General features: G+C 38.8%; 19 protein-coding genes. 16 read left to right on the forward strand and 3 right to left on the reverse strand.

From position 1 onward, the window contains the following. Positions 1 to 77: 77 nt before the first annotated feature. The gene (locus AC1RJ8_RS03585; RefSeq protein ID WP_492952560.1) at positions 78 to 491 is read left to right on the forward strand and encodes a tail fiber domain-containing protein; all 414 of its coding nucleotides are present in this window, start codon (positions 78 to 80) and stop codon (positions 489 to 491) included. A 126-nt stretch (positions 492 to 617) separates the two neighbouring features. Here AC1RJ8_RS03585 and thrC read toward each other — a convergent pair whose 3' ends face one another. The 3 genes from thrC to thrA form a co-directional block, all read right to left on the reverse strand. Further along, the gene (gene thrC, locus AC1RJ8_RS03590; RefSeq protein ID WP_492952561.1) at positions 618 to 1,925 is read right to left on the reverse strand and encodes a threonine synthase; all 1,308 of its coding nucleotides are present in this window, start codon (positions 1,923 to 1,925) and stop codon (positions 618 to 620) included. Between the two features lie 92 nt (positions 1,926 to 2,017). Then, entirely contained in the window at positions 2,018 to 2,950 is a 933-nt protein-coding gene (locus AC1RJ8_RS03595; protein WP_492952562.1) for a homoserine kinase, read from the reverse strand. 15 nt (positions 2,951 to 2,965) lie between these two features. Further along, positions 2,966 to 5,419: a bifunctional aspartate kinase/homoserine dehydrogenase I gene (gene thrA, locus AC1RJ8_RS03600; protein WP_492952563.1), complete on the reverse strand. Its 2,454-nt coding sequence runs from the start codon at positions 5,417 to 5,419 to the stop codon at positions 2,966 to 2,968. A gap of 696 nt (positions 5,420 to 6,115) precedes the next feature. On the opposite strand from thrA, the gene AC1RJ8_RS03605 reads away from it, so the two are divergent. From AC1RJ8_RS03605 to nuoF, 15 genes are all read left to right on the forward strand, one after another. Continuing rightward, positions 6,116 to 6,466: a hypothetical protein gene (locus tag AC1RJ8_RS03605; protein WP_492952564.1), complete on the forward strand. Its 351-nt coding sequence runs from the start codon at positions 6,116 to 6,118 to the stop codon at positions 6,464 to 6,466. Between the two features lie 212 nt (positions 6,467 to 6,678). Next, positions 6,679 to 8,274, forward strand: coding sequence for a phosphoenolpyruvate carboxykinase (ATP) (gene pckA, locus AC1RJ8_RS03610; RefSeq protein WP_492952565.1), 1,596 nt, complete (start codon positions 6,679 to 6,681; stop codon positions 8,272 to 8,274). A gap of 298 nt (positions 8,275 to 8,572) precedes the next feature. Continuing rightward, positions 8,573 to 9,403, forward strand: a complete 831-nt coding sequence (locus tag AC1RJ8_RS03615; protein WP_057931433.1) for a MotA/TolQ/ExbB proton channel family protein — start codon at positions 8,573 to 8,575, stop codon at positions 9,401 to 9,403. Between the two features lie 78 nt (positions 9,404 to 9,481). Further along, a complete protein-coding gene (locus tag AC1RJ8_RS03620; protein WP_057931432.1) occupies positions 9,482 to 10,096 on the forward strand; it encodes a biopolymer transporter ExbD in 615 nt (204 codons plus the stop codon). A 3-nt stretch (positions 10,097 to 10,099) separates the two neighbouring features. After that, a complete protein-coding gene (locus AC1RJ8_RS03625) occupies positions 10,100 to 10,606 on the forward strand; it encodes an ExbD/TolR family protein (protein ID WP_406825078.1) in 507 nt (168 codons plus the stop codon). A gap of 18 nt (positions 10,607 to 10,624) precedes the next feature. Continuing rightward, positions 10,625 to 11,443, forward strand: a complete 819-nt coding sequence (locus AC1RJ8_RS03630; protein WP_492952566.1) for an energy transducer TonB — start codon at positions 10,625 to 10,627, stop codon at positions 11,441 to 11,443. Between the two features lie 6 nt (positions 11,444 to 11,449). Next, positions 11,450 to 11,677 carry a hypothetical protein gene (locus AC1RJ8_RS03635; protein WP_029274767.1) on the forward strand — a complete coding sequence of 76 codons (228 nt, stop codon included), beginning with the start codon at positions 11,450 to 11,452 and terminating at the stop codon, positions 11,675 to 11,677. Between the two features lie 8 nt (positions 11,678 to 11,685). Continuing rightward, the gene (locus AC1RJ8_RS03640; protein WP_492952567.1) at positions 11,686 to 12,591 is read left to right on the forward strand and encodes a PstS family phosphate ABC transporter substrate-binding protein; all 906 of its coding nucleotides are present in this window, start codon (positions 11,686 to 11,688) and stop codon (positions 12,589 to 12,591) included. 78 nt (positions 12,592 to 12,669) lie between these two features. Then, positions 12,670 to 14,391 (forward strand): tetratricopeptide repeat protein, encoded by a 1,722-nt coding sequence (locus AC1RJ8_RS03645; RefSeq protein ID WP_492952568.1) that lies wholly within the window; start codon positions 12,670 to 12,672, stop codon positions 14,389 to 14,391. Positions 14,392 to 14,473: 82 nt separating this feature from the next. Further along, positions 14,474 to 14,845 (forward strand): NADH-quinone oxidoreductase subunit A, encoded by a 372-nt coding sequence (locus tag AC1RJ8_RS03650; RefSeq protein WP_029274758.1) that lies wholly within the window; start codon positions 14,474 to 14,476, stop codon positions 14,843 to 14,845. Between the two features lie 229 nt (positions 14,846 to 15,074). Next, entirely contained in the window at positions 15,075 to 15,617 is a 543-nt protein-coding gene (locus AC1RJ8_RS03655; protein WP_057931427.1) for an NADH-quinone oxidoreductase subunit B, read from the forward strand. Continuing rightward, the gene (locus AC1RJ8_RS03660) at positions 15,617 to 16,117 is read left to right on the forward strand and encodes an NADH-quinone oxidoreductase subunit C (RefSeq protein WP_492952569.1); all 501 of its coding nucleotides are present in this window, start codon (positions 15,617 to 15,619) and stop codon (positions 16,115 to 16,117) included. Before AC1RJ8_RS03655 ends, AC1RJ8_RS03660 begins: the two co-directional genes overlap by 1 nt. Positions 16,118 to 16,120: 3 nt before the next feature. Further along, a complete protein-coding gene (locus AC1RJ8_RS03665) occupies positions 16,121 to 17,335 on the forward strand; it encodes an NADH-quinone oxidoreductase subunit D (protein WP_492952570.1) in 1,215 nt (404 codons plus the stop codon). After that, complete coding sequence (locus AC1RJ8_RS03670) at positions 17,328 to 17,843, forward strand: NADH-quinone oxidoreductase subunit NuoE family protein (protein ID WP_057931424.1); 516 nt, start codon at positions 17,328 to 17,330, stop codon at positions 17,841 to 17,843. The genes AC1RJ8_RS03665 and AC1RJ8_RS03670 overlap by 8 nt, the downstream gene beginning before the upstream one ends. Positions 17,844 to 17,918: 75 nt before the next feature. After that, on the forward strand, positions 17,919 to 19,286 hold the full coding sequence (nuoF, locus tag AC1RJ8_RS03675) for an NADH-quinone oxidoreductase subunit NuoF (RefSeq protein WP_057931423.1): 1,368 nt from the start codon (positions 17,919 to 17,921) through the stop codon (positions 19,284 to 19,286). Positions 19,287 to 19,306: the final 20 nt, after the last annotated feature.

Here is a 19,306-nt window from a genome sequence, read left to right on the forward strand (position 1 = left end):
CATATCCTTTTATGTTTAAACTCCGTTTCGCAAAAAGCGGAACCAATTCACTATTTTAAAAATTACAAATAATAGATATGAAACGAGCAATTTCATTTGCAGTGCTGTTAATCGCTGCCTCTTTAAAAATCAGTGCACAAGAAGTTGTACAGAACAATGTTAAACCAGTAGAAAATGCCTTAAATCAGGTTACTAAGCTGCAACCTGTAAGTTTTAGTTATGATAAAGCCTGGGCCGAAAAACTGAAATTATCTGCCAAACCACAATATGGTTTTGTAGGAGCTGATGCTAAAGCCGCTTTTCCTGAAATAGTTTCTGTACAGGCAAAAAGTTATGCATCAGGCAAAAACGCCTTTAAAAATGCCACTATTACCAAAGTAGACTACGAAAGTTTAGTCCCACTTTTGGTAGCGAGTATAAAAGAGCAACAACAACAGATTGAAGCACTACAGCGCGAGCTGAAAACATTAAAATCTCAAAACACTAAGTAATAGAAAGGAGTCGTCATCTCGACTGAAGCGCAGCGGAATGGAGAGATCTATCTCGTTAGATTTAGCTTCGCTGAGCACTACGTGGTTCTCGGCTTCGCTGCACTCCGCTCGAAATGACGATCAATTCTACCCTTTAAGCAAATAGCTTTTGAACCCTTCAAAATCCACCCCCAACTGATCAGCATATTTTGGTTTGCTTTCTAAAGCTTTTACCTGCTCAGGGATTTCGATTTTAGCCGCAATATCTGCAGGGAAAATATCAGGGAACTTACAGGCGTGTGCGGTAGATAAGAAAACTGCGGCACTTTCGTCTGTAGGATTTTCGTTCTTGTATTTTTCAACTGCTAAATAGGCAATCGCAGTATGCGGACAGGCCACATAATTTAATTTGTTGTCAATTTCTTTGATGCCCTCTAATGTTTCATCATCAGTAAAACGGTAAGAAGTAACTACGTTTTTAATTGCCTTTACATCTTGATTAAACAGGTCCATAATACGTACCCAATTGCTTGGGGCTCCTACATCCATGGCGTTCGAGTAGGTTTGTGTAGATGGTTTCGTTTCATATACGCCACTTTCTAAAAAGCGTGGAACGGTATCGTTAACATTGGTAGCTGCTATAAATTGTTTAACAGGTAACCCTAATTTATAGGCCAGTAAACCTGCGCCAATATTCCCGAAATTTCCGCTTGGTACAGAAAACACCACATCTTTAAAACCTTGCTTTTTCAGTTGGGCGTAAGTATTGAAATAATAAAATGTTTGCGGAATTAATCTCGAGATGTTAATCGAATTGGCCGAAGTTAACCTGAATTTAGCATTCAGTTCATCATCTGCAAAAGCCTGTTTCACTAAAGTCTGGCAGTCATCGAAAGTACCTTTAACCTCAATAGCTCTGATGTTTTCGCCGTTGGTGGTTAATTGCAGTTCTTGTATCGGGCTCACTTTTCCCTCAGGGTAAAGAATAGTTACTCTCGTATTCGGCACACCCAAGAAACCCAAAGCCACTGCGCCACCGGTATCGCCAGAAGTAGCAACCAGAACATCTAAAAGTTGTTCGCCGTCTTTTAAGAAATAAGCCATCACACGGCTCATAAAACGGGCACCGAAATCTTTAAAGGCCAAAGATGGACCATGGAACAATTCGAGCACAAAGGTTTTGTCATCAAGTTTAACGGCGGGAGCCTCAAAATTAATGGCATCATCAATTAAAGCCTTTAGATCCTCGGCAGGGATCTCATCTCTTAATAAAGTTGATGCCACTTTGTAAGCAATTTCAGGCAAAGCATATTCTTGGATATTCTGTATGAATTCGGGATCAAGCTGTGGGATTTCAACAGGCATATATAAGCCTTTATCCTGAGGCATGCTGTTAAAAACGGCTTCTTTGAAAGAAACACGTAAATCTTTATTGTTGGTTGAGTATAGTTTCATTTTTAATGAGGTTGGAGGGTTGAAAGGTTGAAGGTTAGAAGGTTTTGGATGCTTAGCCCTCCACCTTTAAACCCTCTACCTTCCAGCCTTACTTAAAGTACTTTTGGCCCTTCCGCATTAACCGGAGATACAAAAGCTTTGCTGTTAATATTTATTTTATGTAAATGTTGCTGTTGCGATTTGGTTATTTTTCTGGCTGTTTCTTCATCTTGAGTTAGTGCAAAAACAGATGGGCCCGAACCTGAAATTCCGAAACCGATTGCCCCATTTTCCATCGCCAGTTTTCTCATTTCTTCAAAACCAGGAATCAAAATCGAACGTGTTGGTTCTACCAGAACGTCTTTCATGCTCCTTCCGATTAAATCAAAATCATTCATAAACAATCCACTCACCAGGCCTGCAACATTTCCCCACTGGGTAACCGCGTCTTTTAATGCTACTTTACTGCGGATCATTTGGCGTGCATCTTTGGTCGGTACATCTACTTCTGGGTAAACAATTGCCGCATACATGCCAGCTGGCGTAGGTAAAGAAATCACATCAAGCGGATCGTAACTTCTCACCAGTACAAAACCACCCAATAATGCAGGGGCAACGTTATCGGCATGGCCATAACCACAGGCAAGTTCTTCACCTTTCATGGCAAAGGGAACCAGCTCTTTAGTGGTTAATAAGTCGCCCATTAATTTGTTAATGGCAAACAAACCAGCTACTGTACTGGCCGAGCTTGAGCCCAATCCACTACCAATAGGCATTTTCTTGTGCAGTTCAATTTCTACACCGATATCCAAACGATTTATGTGCTTTAAATAATGCTGAACACTGGCACTTACGGTGTTCTTCGCTGCATCTAAAGGCAAACGGCCATCATCACCAGTAATTCTTTTGATCACCACACCGGGTGTATCGGTCAAACGCATCTCAACTTCATCGCCAGGTTCGTTTACAGCGAAACCCAGTACATCGAAACCACAAACTACGTTTGCAACGGTTGCCGGAGCGAAAACTTTTATACTATTTTTCATTATTAATTGCCTTAACTATTTATTTAAAGTACCCACGTTAATGATATCTGCAAAAACTCCTGCAGCGGTAACCTCAGCACCCGCACCTGGACCTTTTACCACCAGTGGACGGGTTTTGTAACGATCCGTAGTAAAAGAGATAATATTATCACTTCCCGATAACATATAAAAAGGATGACTGTCATCAACCATTTGCAGGCTGATTTCTACATTTCCATTTTCAAGTTTACCGATGTAACGCAAAACTTTTCCATCTTTGGCTGCGGTATTCTTTAAATTTTCGAAGTAAGCCGCATTGGCCTGTAATTCAGAATAGAAATCTTCAACCGATGTAGCATTTAAGCAGGCTTCTGGCAAAATGTTGTCGATTTTCACATCACTGGCTTCTAACGGATAACCGGCATCACGGGCAAGGATCAGCATTTTACGCATAAAATCTTTTCCATTTAAATCATCCCGTGGATCTGGCTCGGTATAACCAAGTTCCTGGGCTTCCTTTACTGTTTCATAAAAACCGGCGTCACCTTTAAAATTATTGAAGATGTAAGAAATCGTTCCTGATAAAATCGCTTCAATCCGGGCTACTTTATCACCACTCATCATCAGCTCGCGTAGCGTACGGATAATTGGCAGGCCTGCACCAACATTGGTTTCATAATAGAAATCAACACCATACTTACGGGCAGTATCTTTAAATGATTTATACTGGGCATAATCTGCCGAGTTTCCTTTTTTATTACAGGTTACTACCGAAATGCTGCTTTCGAATATGCCTTGATAAAATTCTATTGGCGATTCTGCGGCGGTGTTATCTACAAAAACACAGTTTGGTAAGTTTAGCGCTTTCATTTGGGCAACAAAACCCGCTAAATCGGCCTGTTCACCATTTGTATTCAATTCCGCTTCCCAGTTTTCTAACGAAAGGCCGTCAGCGCTGAAAATCATTTTTCGTGTATTGCTGATGCCTGTTATCTTAACCTGCAGATCGTTATTGGCTGCCAAGAAAGGCATCTGCTCTTTCAATTGGTTAAATAAGGTTTTGCCGATATTTCCAGTACCTAAACAGAAAACATTTAATGTTCTTTTCAGGTCGGTAAAAAAAGCATCGTGCACTGCATTTACAGCTTTCGATAAATCATCTTTGCTGATGATTACCGAGATGTTATATTCTGAAGAACCCTGAGCGATAGCTCTTACGTTGATACCGTTTCGGCCTAAAGCGCTGAACAAACGGCCGCTCATACCTGGTGTGTGTTTCATGTTTTCGCCAACAATGGCCAAAACTGAAAGGTTATTTTCAACTTCTGGCAGCTCTAGTTTTTTAGCGTCTAACTCCAGTTCAAACTCTTTTTTGATTAAAGAAATGGCCTGCGAAGCATCTGTTGGTTTAACGGCGAAAGTAATGCTATGTTCTGATGAAGACTGGGTAATCAATACTACATTGATCTGTTCGCGCGAAAGCAATGAGAATAATCTTCCGCTAAAACCTGCCTTACCCACCATACCACTACCTGTTAGGTTTATAATGCTGATATGATCGATAGAAGAAATTCCTTTTATGGGTAAACTTGATGCTTTAACATCGCTTTTAATATAAGTTCCTGCAAAATCTGGTTCGAAAGTGTTTTTGATCACAATCGGAATCTTTTTCATAAAAGCAGGGATCATTGTTGGTGGATAGATCACTTTTGCGCCGAAATAACTCAGCTCCATGGCTTCGGTATAACTCAGTTCGGGTAAAGAGAATGCCTTTTTTACCATGCGTGGGTCGGCGGTCATCATACCATTTACATCGGTCCATATTTCTATTTCTTCGGCATTTAACGCTGCACCCCATACCGCTGCGGTATAATCAGAGCCACCACGGCCTAAAGTTGTTACTCTTCCTGCTGCATTGCTCGCTATAAAACCAGTAACAAAAAGTACTTTACCTTTGTTTTCCTGGTAAAAATTCTTGATTAGCATCTCAGTCAGTTCGGTATCTACCTTCGCCTGCCCAAAATTACTGTCGGTTTTAATCAGGTCAGACCCATTAACATAAAGTGAATCGCCAAAATTTTGAGAAGCAATATGGCTGATCATAAAAGTAGAACAGCGTTCGCCATAGCTTAAAATCTGATCTTTGGTCTGCAAGCTCAGTTCGCGTAGATTGGCTACCGCCTGTAACAGATCTTCCAATTCGTTAAAAAAGATCTTTAAGCGTGTAAACACAGGATTCTGCGCCGCCGCAGGTAAAAGCGAGCGGATTACAGCAAAATGTTTTGCTTCGATTTCTTTTAAATGGGTGTCGTAATCTTCACCACGCTCGGCCATTTCGGCCATATCGGTAAGTAAATTGGTTACGCCACTCATTGCCGATAATACAACTACCGGGCTATTCTTCTGTTTTTCTTCGCCAACCAGGCGTAAGAGGGTTTTAATGTTCTCGGCCGAACCTACGGATGTGCCGCCGAATTTGAGTACTTTCATTAGTCTATATTGGTTTTAACTGTTTGATGCTGTGCGGATAATTCATGGTTGCCGTACAGGTTCATTCAGCATGGGTTAAAAAAAAAGCGTCCCGATTTTCATCGGGACGCTCTCTGTGTTTTATGTTTTTTCAATTTACAACAAATTAGCCCCGCTGGTTTATACCGGTGGTAATAATAATTGTTGTAATAATCGAAGTGTTAAAATTCATCTTTTCTTTGTGTACTTTGTACACCGTAAAGTAGGAGATTATTTTTTTAAAATGCAAATGTTTTTTGATTTTTATTTCGAAATTTCTATTAAAACGTTTAAGTAGATGAAATAGCTGCATTTTCTGAACCCGAAACCGAATCGTTCCCCCTTGAGGGATGCCAGCAAGACGAGATGGTTAATAAGTAGTTTTAAAAATCTTTAGAAAAGGTGCTCTGGTAATTCTTCGGTTATGGCAGCCCTGCTAACCGCTATAGTCCCGATGGTAATGCTTTTTGATCGATTGAGGAATCGGGAGCTTCCGCTTTTATCAGGTTTAGTTAACGCGGGCTTATACTACTATTTAAGTTAGTTACCTTTCCAGTGTAAATCATTCCCCTCCTTTGAAGGGGTGCCCACAGGGCGGGGTGGTTATTACTATTTAATTTTATTTCCCTCAACACCTTATGGATTCCTGGTCATTCATGAATCCTGTCATCAAAAGCCATGTCGAATTTAAGAACGCTTTTGCTTCTCACACTTTTAACCATTTTTTGTGGTCAGGCATTTTCACAGCATGTTAATAATATACGATGGGTATGTCGAGGGCCAATTGTGCCAACCTCACCGCTCTGGTTAATACACTATAAGAAGACAACCTATACTTTAGATAGCATACAGGCAAAACATGGCATCCTTAATCCCGATTACATAGAAAATGTTCAGGTTTTAAAGGATGCGGGGGCAACAGCAGTGTATGGCTTAAGAGGGGCTGCAGGAGTTATTATTATATCACTCAAGAAACGATATGCCAAAGTAGAAATTAAACGGCTAAAACCCTATCTCACAAAAATTTAGGGAAAGTATATGGACAGTATAAACGCTGGTTTCATTTTTATACTTAGTGTAATTTTTTAATTTTTTTTACCTTGTAAAAACGAATGTAAATATCTGTAAATAAAATGTTTACATAATAGTGTATTTGCTACAATATGTAAAAAATTACGCTTAAAAACTAGTTTTTGTGGAAGATAAGTATTTACCTTTGCTGTACTAACTAACTTATTGTTATGAGCAAAAAGAAACTGCAAACGCCAGATTTAAGCTATTTAAATCTAGGTGGAAACATTGCTGTAAAGTACCAATTATCTCCAAAGGAATTAATTGATGATGCCTTATTAAATAAAGAAGGTACGCTAGCCGATTCAGGAGCGCTTGCGGTTGATACCGGAAAGTTTACCGGGCGTTCTCCTAAAGACCGCTTTATAGTATGCGACGAAGTAACCGAAGATCAGGTTTGGTGGGGAGATGTAAACATTAAAATTTCTCCGGAGAAATTCGATCAGTTGTTTTATAAGCTAACGAATTACCTTGAAGATAAGAAAATCTATGTGCGCGATTCTTCGGCCTGTGCCAATCCGGATTATTCGATCTCGATCAGGGTAATTACAGAAACTGCTTATCAGAATCTTTTTGCTCATCATTTGTTTATCCGCCCGGAAGAAGATCGTTTGGGTATAACGCCAGAGTGGACCATCATTGCTGCACCAGGCTTCCTGGCCGATCCGGCTATTGATGGAACCAGACAGGAAAATTTCTCCATCATCAATTTTACCAGGAAAATGATTTTGATCGGGGGAACTGGTTATACCGGTGAAATAAAAAAGGGAATTTTTTCAGTTTTAAACTTTATTCTGCCAGTATATAAGAATACGTTATCTATGCATTGCTCAGCCAATGTGGGTAAAAATGGCGATACCGCTATATTCTTTGGCTTGTCAGGAACAGGAAAAACCACCTTGTCTGCCGATCCGGAAAGGGGATTGATAGGTGATGATGAACATGGCTGGGGCAAAGATTCTGTATTTAACTTCGAAGGCGGTTGTTATGCAAAATGCGTAGATTTAACCGAAGAGAAGGAGCCTCAGATCTTTAAGGCAATTAAATTTGGCTCATTGCTGGAGAATATTAATTTTTTTCCAGGTACGAAGGAGGTTGATTATAGCAATATCTGTAAAACGGAAAATACCCGTGTGGCTTATCCTATAGATTATATTGACAATGCCATTTTACCATCAATAGCAGCCGTTCCAAAAAATATCTTTTTCTTAACTGCAGATGCGTTTGGCGTATTGCCTCCAATTTCAAAATTAAATGTAGAACAGGCCATGTTCCACTTTATGAGCGGATATACAGCCAAGGTTGCAGGAACAGAAACAGGGGTAACAGAGCCTCAGTTAACGTTTTCAGCTTGCTTTGGTAAAGCCTTCTTGCCATTGCATCCATCTAGATATGCCGCATTATTGGGCGAGAAGATGGAAAAACACCAGGTAAATGTATGGTTAGTAAATACGGGTTGGAGCGGTGGAGCTTACGGTGTAGGTAAAAGGATGAAATTAAGTTATACCAGGGCGATGATTACGGCGGCGTTAAATGGAGATTTAGATCATAATAAATATAAGCAACACCATGTATTTAAATTGATGATGCCACTAAGTTGTCCTGGGGTACCGAACGAAATTTTAGATCCCTCTAAAACATGGAGCAATCAGGAAGAATACTTTTTGAAAGCATACGAATTGTCGGATGCCTTTACAGAGAATTTCAAGCAGTTCGAACTGACAAAAGTACCAAAAAGCAGACACGAAGCGTTAAAATTATGTTAAATGCACTTTAAAATGCATTTTTTGAGCGAAAAATTTGCAATTCGATTTTTTTTTAGTTTTTATTGTGAAAGAATTGCCTCGGCTGGGGCAATTTTTTTGTTATACACCCTTGGTGATTTACCGAAACTAAATTCTAAGTAACGATTTAATTGCTTATTGATTTATTAATTTGTAATTTAAAATCAATTTATAAATTTGTTTTTCGCAACAATTTCGGATATGAAACGTTGAGTGTAGTACAAAAGAAAAAAACAGCTAAAAATTAAAAACAAGAACTAAAACTAAAATTTCAAAAAAAATGGCAAACGCACCAAAACCAACAACTGTTAAAAAAGAGAGCTCTTCTAGTGCTTCAAATGTATTTGCAACATTCGTTATTCCAATTTGTATTATCATTGGATTCTGTGTTTGGAGATTCGTATTCGGAGAAGGAAGTAACTTTATCGATGGTGACAGAGAGAAATTACCATTACCTGGTAACTATCTTGGAACAGCTTACAAAGGAGGTCCTATCGTAGCGATCTTAGTTGGATTACTATTAGTAGTAATTGTATTCTCTATCGAACGTTTCATCGTTATTGGTAAAGCAAGTGGAAAATCTAGCTTAGACACTTTCATTCGCAAAGTACAAGGTTTATTAAGCGCAGGTAACATCGAAGCTGCAAAAGCTGAGTGTGATAAACAAGAAGGTTCAGTTGCTAACGTAATTAAATCTGGCTTGAAAAAATACAGTGAAGTTGAAGCAGATACCAATATGGATGTTGAGCAATCAATCGTTGCAATCCAAAAAGAGGTTGAAGAAGCTACAGCTTTAGAAATGCCAATGTTAGAGCAAAACTTAACGGTAATTGCAACTTTGGTATCAATTGGTACATTAGTAGGTTTATTGGGTACAGTAACAGGTATGATCCGTGCATTCGCCGGTTTAGCAAACTCTGGAGCACCAGATCAGTCAGCATTAGCGGTAGGTATCTCTGAGGCATTGATCAACACTGCAACAGGTATCTTGGTTTCTACTGTGGCAATTATCATGTATAACGTATTAACTTCTAAAATCGACAAGTTAACTTACGCTATCGATGAGGCTGGTTTCAGCATCGTTCAAACATACGCTAGTTCGCATAAATAAGAATTTTGAAAAAATTTTTACCGGCTTTATGGAAAACCGGAAAAAAGATCATCATTATTAAAACTAGTAAAAAATATTATGCCTAGAATTAAAGTTAAAAGAACAAGTACAGTAACAGATATGACCGCCATGTGTGATGTGGCATCATTGTTACTTACTTTCTTCATCTTAACTGCTACAGCAAGGCAACCAGAACCACTAGCCGTTTCTACACCTTCATCTACATATGAGTTTAAGGTACCGGTAGAAAACAATGCGATATTAACCATTGGGCAGGGGAAAGTTTTCTTCGAAGTAGCAGGGGTCAAAGTAAGAGCGAAAACATTAGAGCTAATGGGCGAACAGTACAAAATATCGTTCACTCCAGTAGAAATACAACGCTTTTCAGCGATAGGAAGTTTCGGCGTTCCGATCCAGAGTTTAAAATCTCTTATTGCCTTGAATGGGGCTGACCGTATGAAACCAGGGGTACAGCCTGGTATACCTTCAGATTCGACTGATAATCAGTTAAATTCATGGGTATTAAATGCCCGTAAAGCAACTAAAGAGATTAATAATCAGGATATGCGTATCAGTATTAAAGGTGATGCGAAAGAAGAATATCCGGTAGTTAAAAAGATTATTGATGTACTTCAGAAACAAAGTGTAAACAAGTTTTTATTGGTTACCAACTCTGAAGCTAAAAAGAAATAAGAAATGGCAGAATTAAACACAGGCGGGAAGAAAGCCACCCCAAGGGTTGATATGACTCCGATGGTGGATCTAATGTTTCTTTTGGTAACATTCTTTATCTTAACAACAGTAATCTCTACGCCACAAGCGATGGATATTGCAAAGCCAGATAAAAACGAAAAGTTACCTGAGAACAGATTGGAGCTGAAAGCAAGTAAAACAATGACTATTTTGTTGGGTAAAAACAATAAAGTAGCATGGTACATGGGCGTAGCTGGCGAAAGCGCACCAACTATAGAATCTGGTTCACAAATCGAAGATGCTATTGTTAAAAATAGAAAAGCAGCTGATGCCTCAGGCGTTGCCGGAGACTTTGTTGTACTGGTAAAACCAACATCAGGTTCTACATTCCAAAACTTTGTAGATATGATGGATGAGTTGGAAATTCTTAAAGTTAAGGTTCGTCAGATCGATGATGATAACATCCTTGACAATGAGAAGCAGTTCATGAAAGAAAAAGGAATTTTATAATCAGTAAAACCAATAGTTATGTCGAAGTTAGATATATTCAGAAAAGAATGGCTTGAAGTGGTTTTTGCAGATAAAAACAAAACCTACGGTGCGTATCAATTGCGTAAAAGCAATGGTGCCAACACCTCAAAAGCATTAATTATCGGCTCTATTATATTCATTGTGTTATTTTTCTCTCCTAAAATCTATAGCCTGATTCAAGGCTCAATGGATCAAGAAGATGAGCAATTAAAAGCACAAGAAGTAATTTTAGCGCCACCACCACCAGTAGATCCCAAAACACCGCCACCACCACCGGTAGAGCCACCTCCACCAAAAGTTGACCAGGTGAAAATGCCACCTCCAATTGTAAAACCAGATATTGAGGTTCGTGATGAACCACCTACGGTTGAAAAGTTGAAGGAAGCTGATCCAGGGCAGAGAGATATTAAAGGTGATCCAACAGCTGATATTGTTATCGCTGAACCAGTAGGTGAAGGACCAAAAAGAGAAGCTGCTGTTGCAGTTGATGATAATAAAGTTTACGACTTTGTTAGTATCGAGAAACAACCAGAATTCCCAGGAGGTATCTCTAAGTTTTATGGATACTTAAGTAAAGCAATAAAGTACCCGCCAATGGCACAAGAAAACAACGTTCAAGGTAAAGTATTTTTATCTTTCGTTGTTGAAAAAGATGGTAAATTAACTGATATCACAGTTACCCGTGGTTTGGGTAGCGGAACTGATGAAGAAGCCATCCGTGTATTGAAAGCTAGTCCACGTTGGAACCCAGGTATCCAAAATGGTAAGCCGGTAAGGGTAAAATACAACATCAACGTTAACTTTACATTGAACTAATAGTAGATGTTAAATTTTGATATTTTTAAGCAAAAATCGCCTAAACAGCGGTTTTTGCTCATTTTAGGCCTTGTCATGTTCGTTTTCTATGTGGTATTGGGCTTTGCATTTATATTTTATGAACCAATTGCCCTGCGCTTAAGCACTATTCCACAATGGGGCCGCATCGCAATCGGTATCTTCTTAATTATTTATGCATTTGTAAGACTTTTAAGCCTTGGAAGGCGCGATTAATCATTTCAATGAAAAATTTCCTTTTAATATTTTGTGTGCTAGCTTTACTTGTATCCTGCAAACGTAAAAACAAAGCCAATGCAGTTAAAGAAACCAGAACAAGCGGTACCTTAAAAATATTGGTTGATGAAAGTGTTGGACCGATTGTTCAAGATCAGATTGATATTTTTAGTTTGGATTATCCGGAAGCAAAATTTCAGACAACAGTAAAACCTGAAGAAAAATTATTGCCTGCCTTTCTTAATGATAGTGTAAGGGTAATTGTTTTGCCAAGGTTATTAACCAAAGCAGAAGAAAAGTATTATAACCAGCGTAATATTAAAATCAACTCTTCGCGTTTTGCCATTGATGGTATTGCCTTAATTACCAATCAGGGCAATATCGATAGTACAATTAACGTTAAAGAGGTGATTGATATATTACAGGGAAAGAAATCAGATAAAAAATTGGTCTTTGATAACGCTTATTCAAGTACCTTTCAATATTTTAAAGAGTTGGCCCATATCAGCCAATTTCCAGCTACAGGTGTTTACTCTAAAAATTCTAGCAAAGAAGTAATTAAACTTATTGCAGAAGATAAAGATTTTATTGGTATTTTGGGCGTGAATTGGATCACCGACAAGGATACAGAGATGAGCGAATACCTTTCTCAGATAAAAGTGCTGGGCGTAAAGAATGTAAAAGGCAAGGTAGGAGACGATCAGTTCTATAAACCAACTCAAGATAACTTAATCAATGGTGTTTATCCTTTCCTAAGAAATATAAATATTATAGATTGTGAAGGAAGAGATGGTTTAGGCACAGGATTTGCAACATGGTTAAGAAGTCAGCGGGGACAATTGATTGTACTTAAATCTGGACTTGGCCCGCATAAATTAATGCCAAGACAAATTAACCTGACAAAAGGAAATTAAATTAAAATTATAAATTGAACCACGAAGTAAATCTAAAGAGACACTTCATTTTTATTAAATAAAAAAACAGAATATCCGATGAAAATTTTAAAGAAAGCAATAACCTTAAATGTAGGTTTGGTGTTGATGGGTTCTGCAGTTTTTGCTCAAGATTTAAATGACGCGAAAAAAGCCATCGACGCGGAGCAGTATCAGAAAGCATCATCAATGCTTAAATCGTTGGTGAGTTCAAAAGCATCAGATGGTAATAACTATTACAATCTTGGTTTGGTTTACTTAAAAACCGGTTATATCGACTCGGCCAGAGCTGTATTTACCAAAGGTGTTACCGCTGATCCAAAAAACAACTTAAACTTAATTGGTTTAGGCGAAGCAGACATGTTATCTAATAACCCAAGTTCTGCTAAAACTAATTTCGATAAGGCAGTAGCTTTAGCACCGAAAGATTACAAAACTTATTTGTATATCGGTAAAGCCTATTTAGCACAGGATAAACCAAGTGATGATGTATCTAAACCTGATTTTACTAATGCTTTAGCTAACATTACCAAAGCTGATGAATTAGATGCTAAAGATAAAGATGCTGAAGTTTTCTTGGCACAAGGCGATGCCTACGCTTTACAGAAGAAAAATTCTGAAGCATTAGGCCCATACATGCGTGTTGGTGATGTTGATCCTAACAACAGAAGAGCCAAAACGCAGATTGGTAAAATGTACAAAGAATCTAGGGCTTTTCCTGAAGGTGAAAAAGAGTTACAAGATGTAATTGCTGCTGATGCAAACTACGGCCCTGCTTACCGCGAGTTGGGTGAGCTGTATTTACAGTGGAGCAGCTTTGGTACAGATAAAGAAAAAGCAGCAAAAGCGATTGAGAATTATAAAAAATACATGGATTTAACGGATAAATCTTTGGAATCTCAATTGCGTTATGCTCAATTTTTATTCTATGCAAAAGATTTCAAAACCTTAGAGCAAGTGGCCACTTCTTTGCAGGTTCCAGCAAATAATCCAAAGGCAAACACAGTAGCTAGACTTAAAGGCTGGGCTGCTTATGAGAATAAGAATTATCCAGCAGCTTTAACAAGCATGACTGAGTTTTTCGCCAAAGAAAAGGATAAATCTAGAATTTTAGGAAACGATTATCTTTATTTAGGAAAATCACAATTGCAAGCTGGTCAAGATAGTTTAGCCGTTAAGAATATTATTGAAGCTGCTAAAATCGATTCAAACAATGCCGACGCTTTGGCGGAAGCTGGTTTAGCTTTAATGAAAGCAAAGAAATACGCTAAATCTGCTGAACTTTTCCAAATGGCTATTAAATATAATCCTAATGGAAAAGGATCGCTTACTAATTACTACTATTTAGGTCAAACCAGATTCTACGAAGCTTACATTGCTCAGAAAGAGAAAAAACCGCTTAATACTGCTGCATTAGTTGAGGCAGATTCTGCTTTAAGCCATTTAGCTAAAGTTTCTCCTGAATTTGCATTAGGATACTTTGTAAGAGGAAGAATTGCAAATTTGGTAGATGACAAAGCTAATCCAAAAGGAACCGGAATACCATACTTTGAGAAATATGTGAGTTTGGTAAAACCTGAAGAAGTAGCTGCAAATAAGACTAACTTATCAGAATCTTATAATAACATTGGCGCTTGGTATTCAGATAAGGATAAAGCTAAGGCTATTGATGCTTTCAGCAAAAGTCTGGCATTAGATCCTGCAGACACTTACGCTGCGGCTAGATTAAAAGAGTTACAATCACCTGCACCTGCTGCAAAACCAAAAGCTAAAGGTAAATAATTAAAAAGTTAAATAATTTAGAAAAGGCAGAGTTTGGTTACTCTGCCTTTTTCTTTTACTTTTGCAACATAAAATAAATAATATGCAAGCGCAGAGTTCGGCTATAGATTTTTTACCAATTATATTTCAAGTAATTGTTGCTTTAGGTTTTGTGGTAACCACATTGGTTGCTACCCACTTTTTAGGTCCAAAACGTAAAACAAGCGATAAGTTAGAAACTTTTGAGGCTGGTATTAAATCAGTAGGTAATGCACGTCAGCCTTTCTCTATCAAATATTTCGTAGTAGCCATCTTATTTGTACTGTTCGATGTAGAGGTTATTTTTATGTATCCCTGGGCAGTTAATTTCCGTACATTACGGATGGATGGAATGATCGAAATGTTCATTTTCATGGGTACCTTACTGCTAGGTTTCATCTACGTAATCAAGAAAAAAGTTTTAGACTGGAACTAGTCAGTTCGCAGTTATCAATTCACAATTGTCAGTTAATAGTTCCTGGTTTATAAACTGTAAACTGAAAAATAGCAACTGCAAACTGAAATGTGTATCACTTACACTAACTTAGCGCTGTTTTGGTTATTTAGAAAGGTTCTAAATCGAGTAAAGCTAGTTTGTTTGCCTTTAAAATATTGTAAATTTGTTGCTCATTCTGCAAAGGGATGAGCATTTTTTGTTTATAAACATGAGTGAAATTAATATAGTTGATGCGCCTCCAGGAATAGAAGGATCTGGCTTTTTTGCCACTTCTCTTGATAAAGTGATTGGTTTGGCCCGCTCAAATTCATTATGGCCTTTACCTTTTGCAACTTCTTGTTGTGGAATCGAGTTTATGGCAACCATGGGTTCTCACTACGATCTTGGTCGTTTCGGTGCCGAACGCTTAAGCTTTTCTCCCCGTCAGGCTGATGTTTTAATGGTTATGGGAACTATCGCTAAAAAGATGGCTCCGGTATTAAAACAGGTTTATATCCAAATGGCAGAGCCACGTTGGGTAATGGCTGTTGGTGCCTGCGCAAGTAGTGGTGGTATTTTCGATACTTATTCCGTATTGCAAGGTATTGACGAGGTTATTCCGGTGGATGTTTACGTTCCGGGTTGTCCGCCAAGACCTGAAGCCATTTTAGATGGTTTTCAGCGTATTCAGGATTTAGTGAAAAGCGAATCGGGTAGAAGAAGAAATTCTGATTATTACAAAGAACTTTTAGGTCAATACGGCATTAAATAATGGAAGAAACGACACTAAATAATAATATTCTGGCAAAACTTAGCGATAAGTTTGGCGAAAAGGTAACCGGAGTTTCTGAGCCATATGGCTTATTAACTTTTGTTACCACCAAAGATGTTATCATCAATGTATTATCGTTCCTTAAAAACGATTTAAGTTTTAACTTCTTAACCGATATTACAGCGGTTCATTATCCTGGTAAAGATCATGGTATTGCAGTGGTTTACCATTTGCACAACATGGTAGAGAAAGTTAGGATTAGGATTAAGGTTTTCATTTCAGAACAAAATCCAACTATTCCTACAGCAACAACCGTTTGGAAAGGTGCCAACTGGATGGAACGTGAAACTTATGATTTTTTTGGGGTTAAATTTGAAGGTCACCCTGATTTACGCCGTATTTTAAATATGGACGATTTAGGTGTTCACCCGATGTTGAAACAATATCCATTGGAAGATCCGAACAGAGTAGATAAAAAAGACGAATTTTTTGGAAGGTAAACTATGAATCATAACCATCCGGTATTTACAGATAACGACCCGCAAAGTGAGCTGGTAACCCTAAACTTAGGCCCAACACACCCTGCAACACACGGCGTTTTTCAAAACGTTTTGCAATTAGATGGCGAACGTATTGTAAGCGGCGTTTCTACCATTGGGTATATCCACCGTGCTTTCGAAAAGATTGCCGAGCATCGCCCATTTTATCAGATTACACCACTTACCGACCGTTTAAACTACTGCTCGTCGCCTATTAATAATATGGGTTGGCACATGACGGTTGAGAAGCTGTTAAATATTCAGATGCCTAAACGTGTAGATTATCTTCGGGTAATCATTATGGAGCTTTCGCGTATTGCCGATCACATTATCTGTAACACGATTATTGGTCAGGATACCGGCGCAACCACCACTTTCTTATATCTTTTTCAGTTCCGTGAGCACATTTACGAAATCTTCGAAGAGGTTTGTGGAGCACGTTTAACCACAAATATTGGCCGTATTGGCGGTTTTGAAAGAGATTTCAATGATATCGCCTTTGCTAAAATCGATAAGTTTTTAAAAGAATTCCCTAAAGCATTAAAAGAGTTCGAAAATCTGTTAACACGTAACCGTATTTTTATTGATAGAACGGCCGGTGTTGCAGAGGTTAGTAAAGAAACTGCTTTAGAATACAGCTGGACTGGACCGCTTTTGCGTGCTACCGGTGTAGATTACGATGTGCGTGTAAGCGATCCATATTCTTCCTATCAGGATTTCGACTTTGAAGTTCCTGTAGGTACAAGCGGCGATATTTACGATAGATATTTAGTGCGTAATGAAGAGATGTGGCAAAGTGTCCGCATTATCGAACAGGCGCTTGTGAAATTAAAAACAGAGCCAAAAGGTATTTTCCATGCCGATGTCCCTGAATTTTACCTTCCTCCGAAACAAGAAGTTTACAACAATATGGAAGCATTGATTTATCACTTCAAAATTGTGATGGGTGAAATTGATGCACCAAAAGCAGAAGTTTATCACGCTGTAGAAGGCGGAAATGGCGAATTAGGATTCTATCTGATTAACGATGGGGGCCGTACGCCGTACCGTTTACACTTCCGCAGACCAAGTTTTATAAACTACCAGATGTTTGCACCAATGAGCGAGGGCATGTTATTGTCTGATGCCATTATCAACATGAGTAGTATGAATATTATTGCAGGAGAATTAGATGCTTAAAGTAGAAGAACAAACACCTGTAGTGTTTTCATCAGAATTGCTGGCCAAATTTGATGATGTAAAAAGTCGTTATCCTGAAGGTAAGCACAAATCAGCTTTGTTGCCATTATTGCATTTGGTACAGGCCGAATACCTTTGGGTGAGTACACCAGCGATGGATAAGGTTGCCGAATATTTAAATATTCAGCCCATTGAAGTTTATGAAGTGGCAACATTTTATACCATGTACTTTTTAAAACCACAAGGTAAGTATGCTTTAGAGGTTTGCCGTACTGGTCCTTGTTGCCTGGTTGGTGCCGAAAAAATATTAAGCCACTTGGAAAACAAGTTAGGTGTTAAAGAAGGTGAAGTTACTGCCGATGGTTTATTCAGCTTTAGAGGAGTTGAATGTTTAGCTGCGTGTGGTTTCGGTCCGGTGTTACAGATTAGCCCTGAATATACTTTCTACGAAAACCTTACCGAAGCAAGTGTAGATAAATTGATTGAAGATTTGAAAAATAAGTCCTAAGTCGAAAGCCTTAAGTCTAGAGTCGTTTTGACTCATGACTATGGACTGCAGACTACTGACTCTAGACTAATTAAAATGTCTCGAAAACTGTTACTTGAGCATATAAACGTACCAGGCATCAATACCCTTGAAGTCTATCGCCAAAAAGGCGGGTACCGTGCTGTGGAAAAAGCCCTTAAAACTTTAACACCCGAAGAGATTGTTGAAGAAGTTAAGAAATCGGGCTTACGCGGTCGCGGAGGTGCGGGTTTCCCAACAGGGATGAAATGGAGTTTTTTGGCTAAACCAGAAGGTGTTGCACGATATTTGGTGTGTAACGCTGATGAATCAGAACCAGGGACTTTTAAAGACCGTTATTTGATGACTTATATACCCCATGCATTAATTGAGGGAATGATTGTATCGAGTTTCGCATTAGGTGCTAAGGTTTCTTACATCTATGTACGTGGCGAGATGATGCCTCAGATCCGCATTTTAGAAAAAGCAATTGCTGAAGCTAAAGCAGCCGGATGGTTGGGTAAAAACATTTTAGGAACAGGTTACGATTTAGAATTGTATGTTCAGCCAGGCGGCGGCGCTTACATTTGCGGTGAGGAAACTGCTTTGTTAGAATCCCTTGAAGGTAAAAGAGGTAATCCCCGTATTAAACCACCATTTCCGGCAATTGCAGGTTTGTATGGTTGCCCTACAGTGGTTAACAATGTTGAATCGATCGCTGCAGTGGTGCCGATTATCAACGATGGTGGCGATGAATATGCAAAAATTGGTATTGGTAGAAGTACAGGTACAAAATTAATATCCGCATCAGGTAATCTGGTAAAACCAGGCGTTTACGAAATCGAATTGGGTTTACCGGTAGAAGAATTTATCTATTCTGACGAGTATTGTGGCGGTATTGCGAATGGTAAACGTTTAAAAGCAACGGTTGCAGGTGGATCATCTGTGCCTATTTTGCCTGCTAATTTAACTTTAAAATATGCTAACGGCGAACCTCGTTTAATGAGTTACGAATCTTTATCTGAGGGTGGATTTGCTACAGGAACCATGATGGGGTCAGGCGGTTTTATCGCTTTTGATGAAGATCAGTGTATTGTTCGTAATACCTGGAATTTTGCCCGTTTTTATCACCACGAAAGCTGTGGACAGTGTTCACCTTGTCGCGAGGGTACCGGATGGATGGAAAAAGTGCTGCACAAAATCGAACACGGCCATGGTAAAATGGAAGATGTAGATTTATTGTGGGATATTCAGCGTAAAATCGAAGGGAATACAATCTGCCCGTTGGGTGATGCAGCAGCCTGGCCGGTAGCCAGTGCCATCCGTCACTTCAGGGATGAATTTGAATGGCACATTAAAGAGCCTGTTAAAAGCCAGAGCCAGAACTACGGTATTGCAAATTATGCAACACCGATTGAAAAAGCTCCGGTAACGGAAGAGAAATAAAATCTTAAGGTCGCATTTTG

The organism is Pedobacter sp. GW822-FHT03F06, from assembly GCF_058801365.1.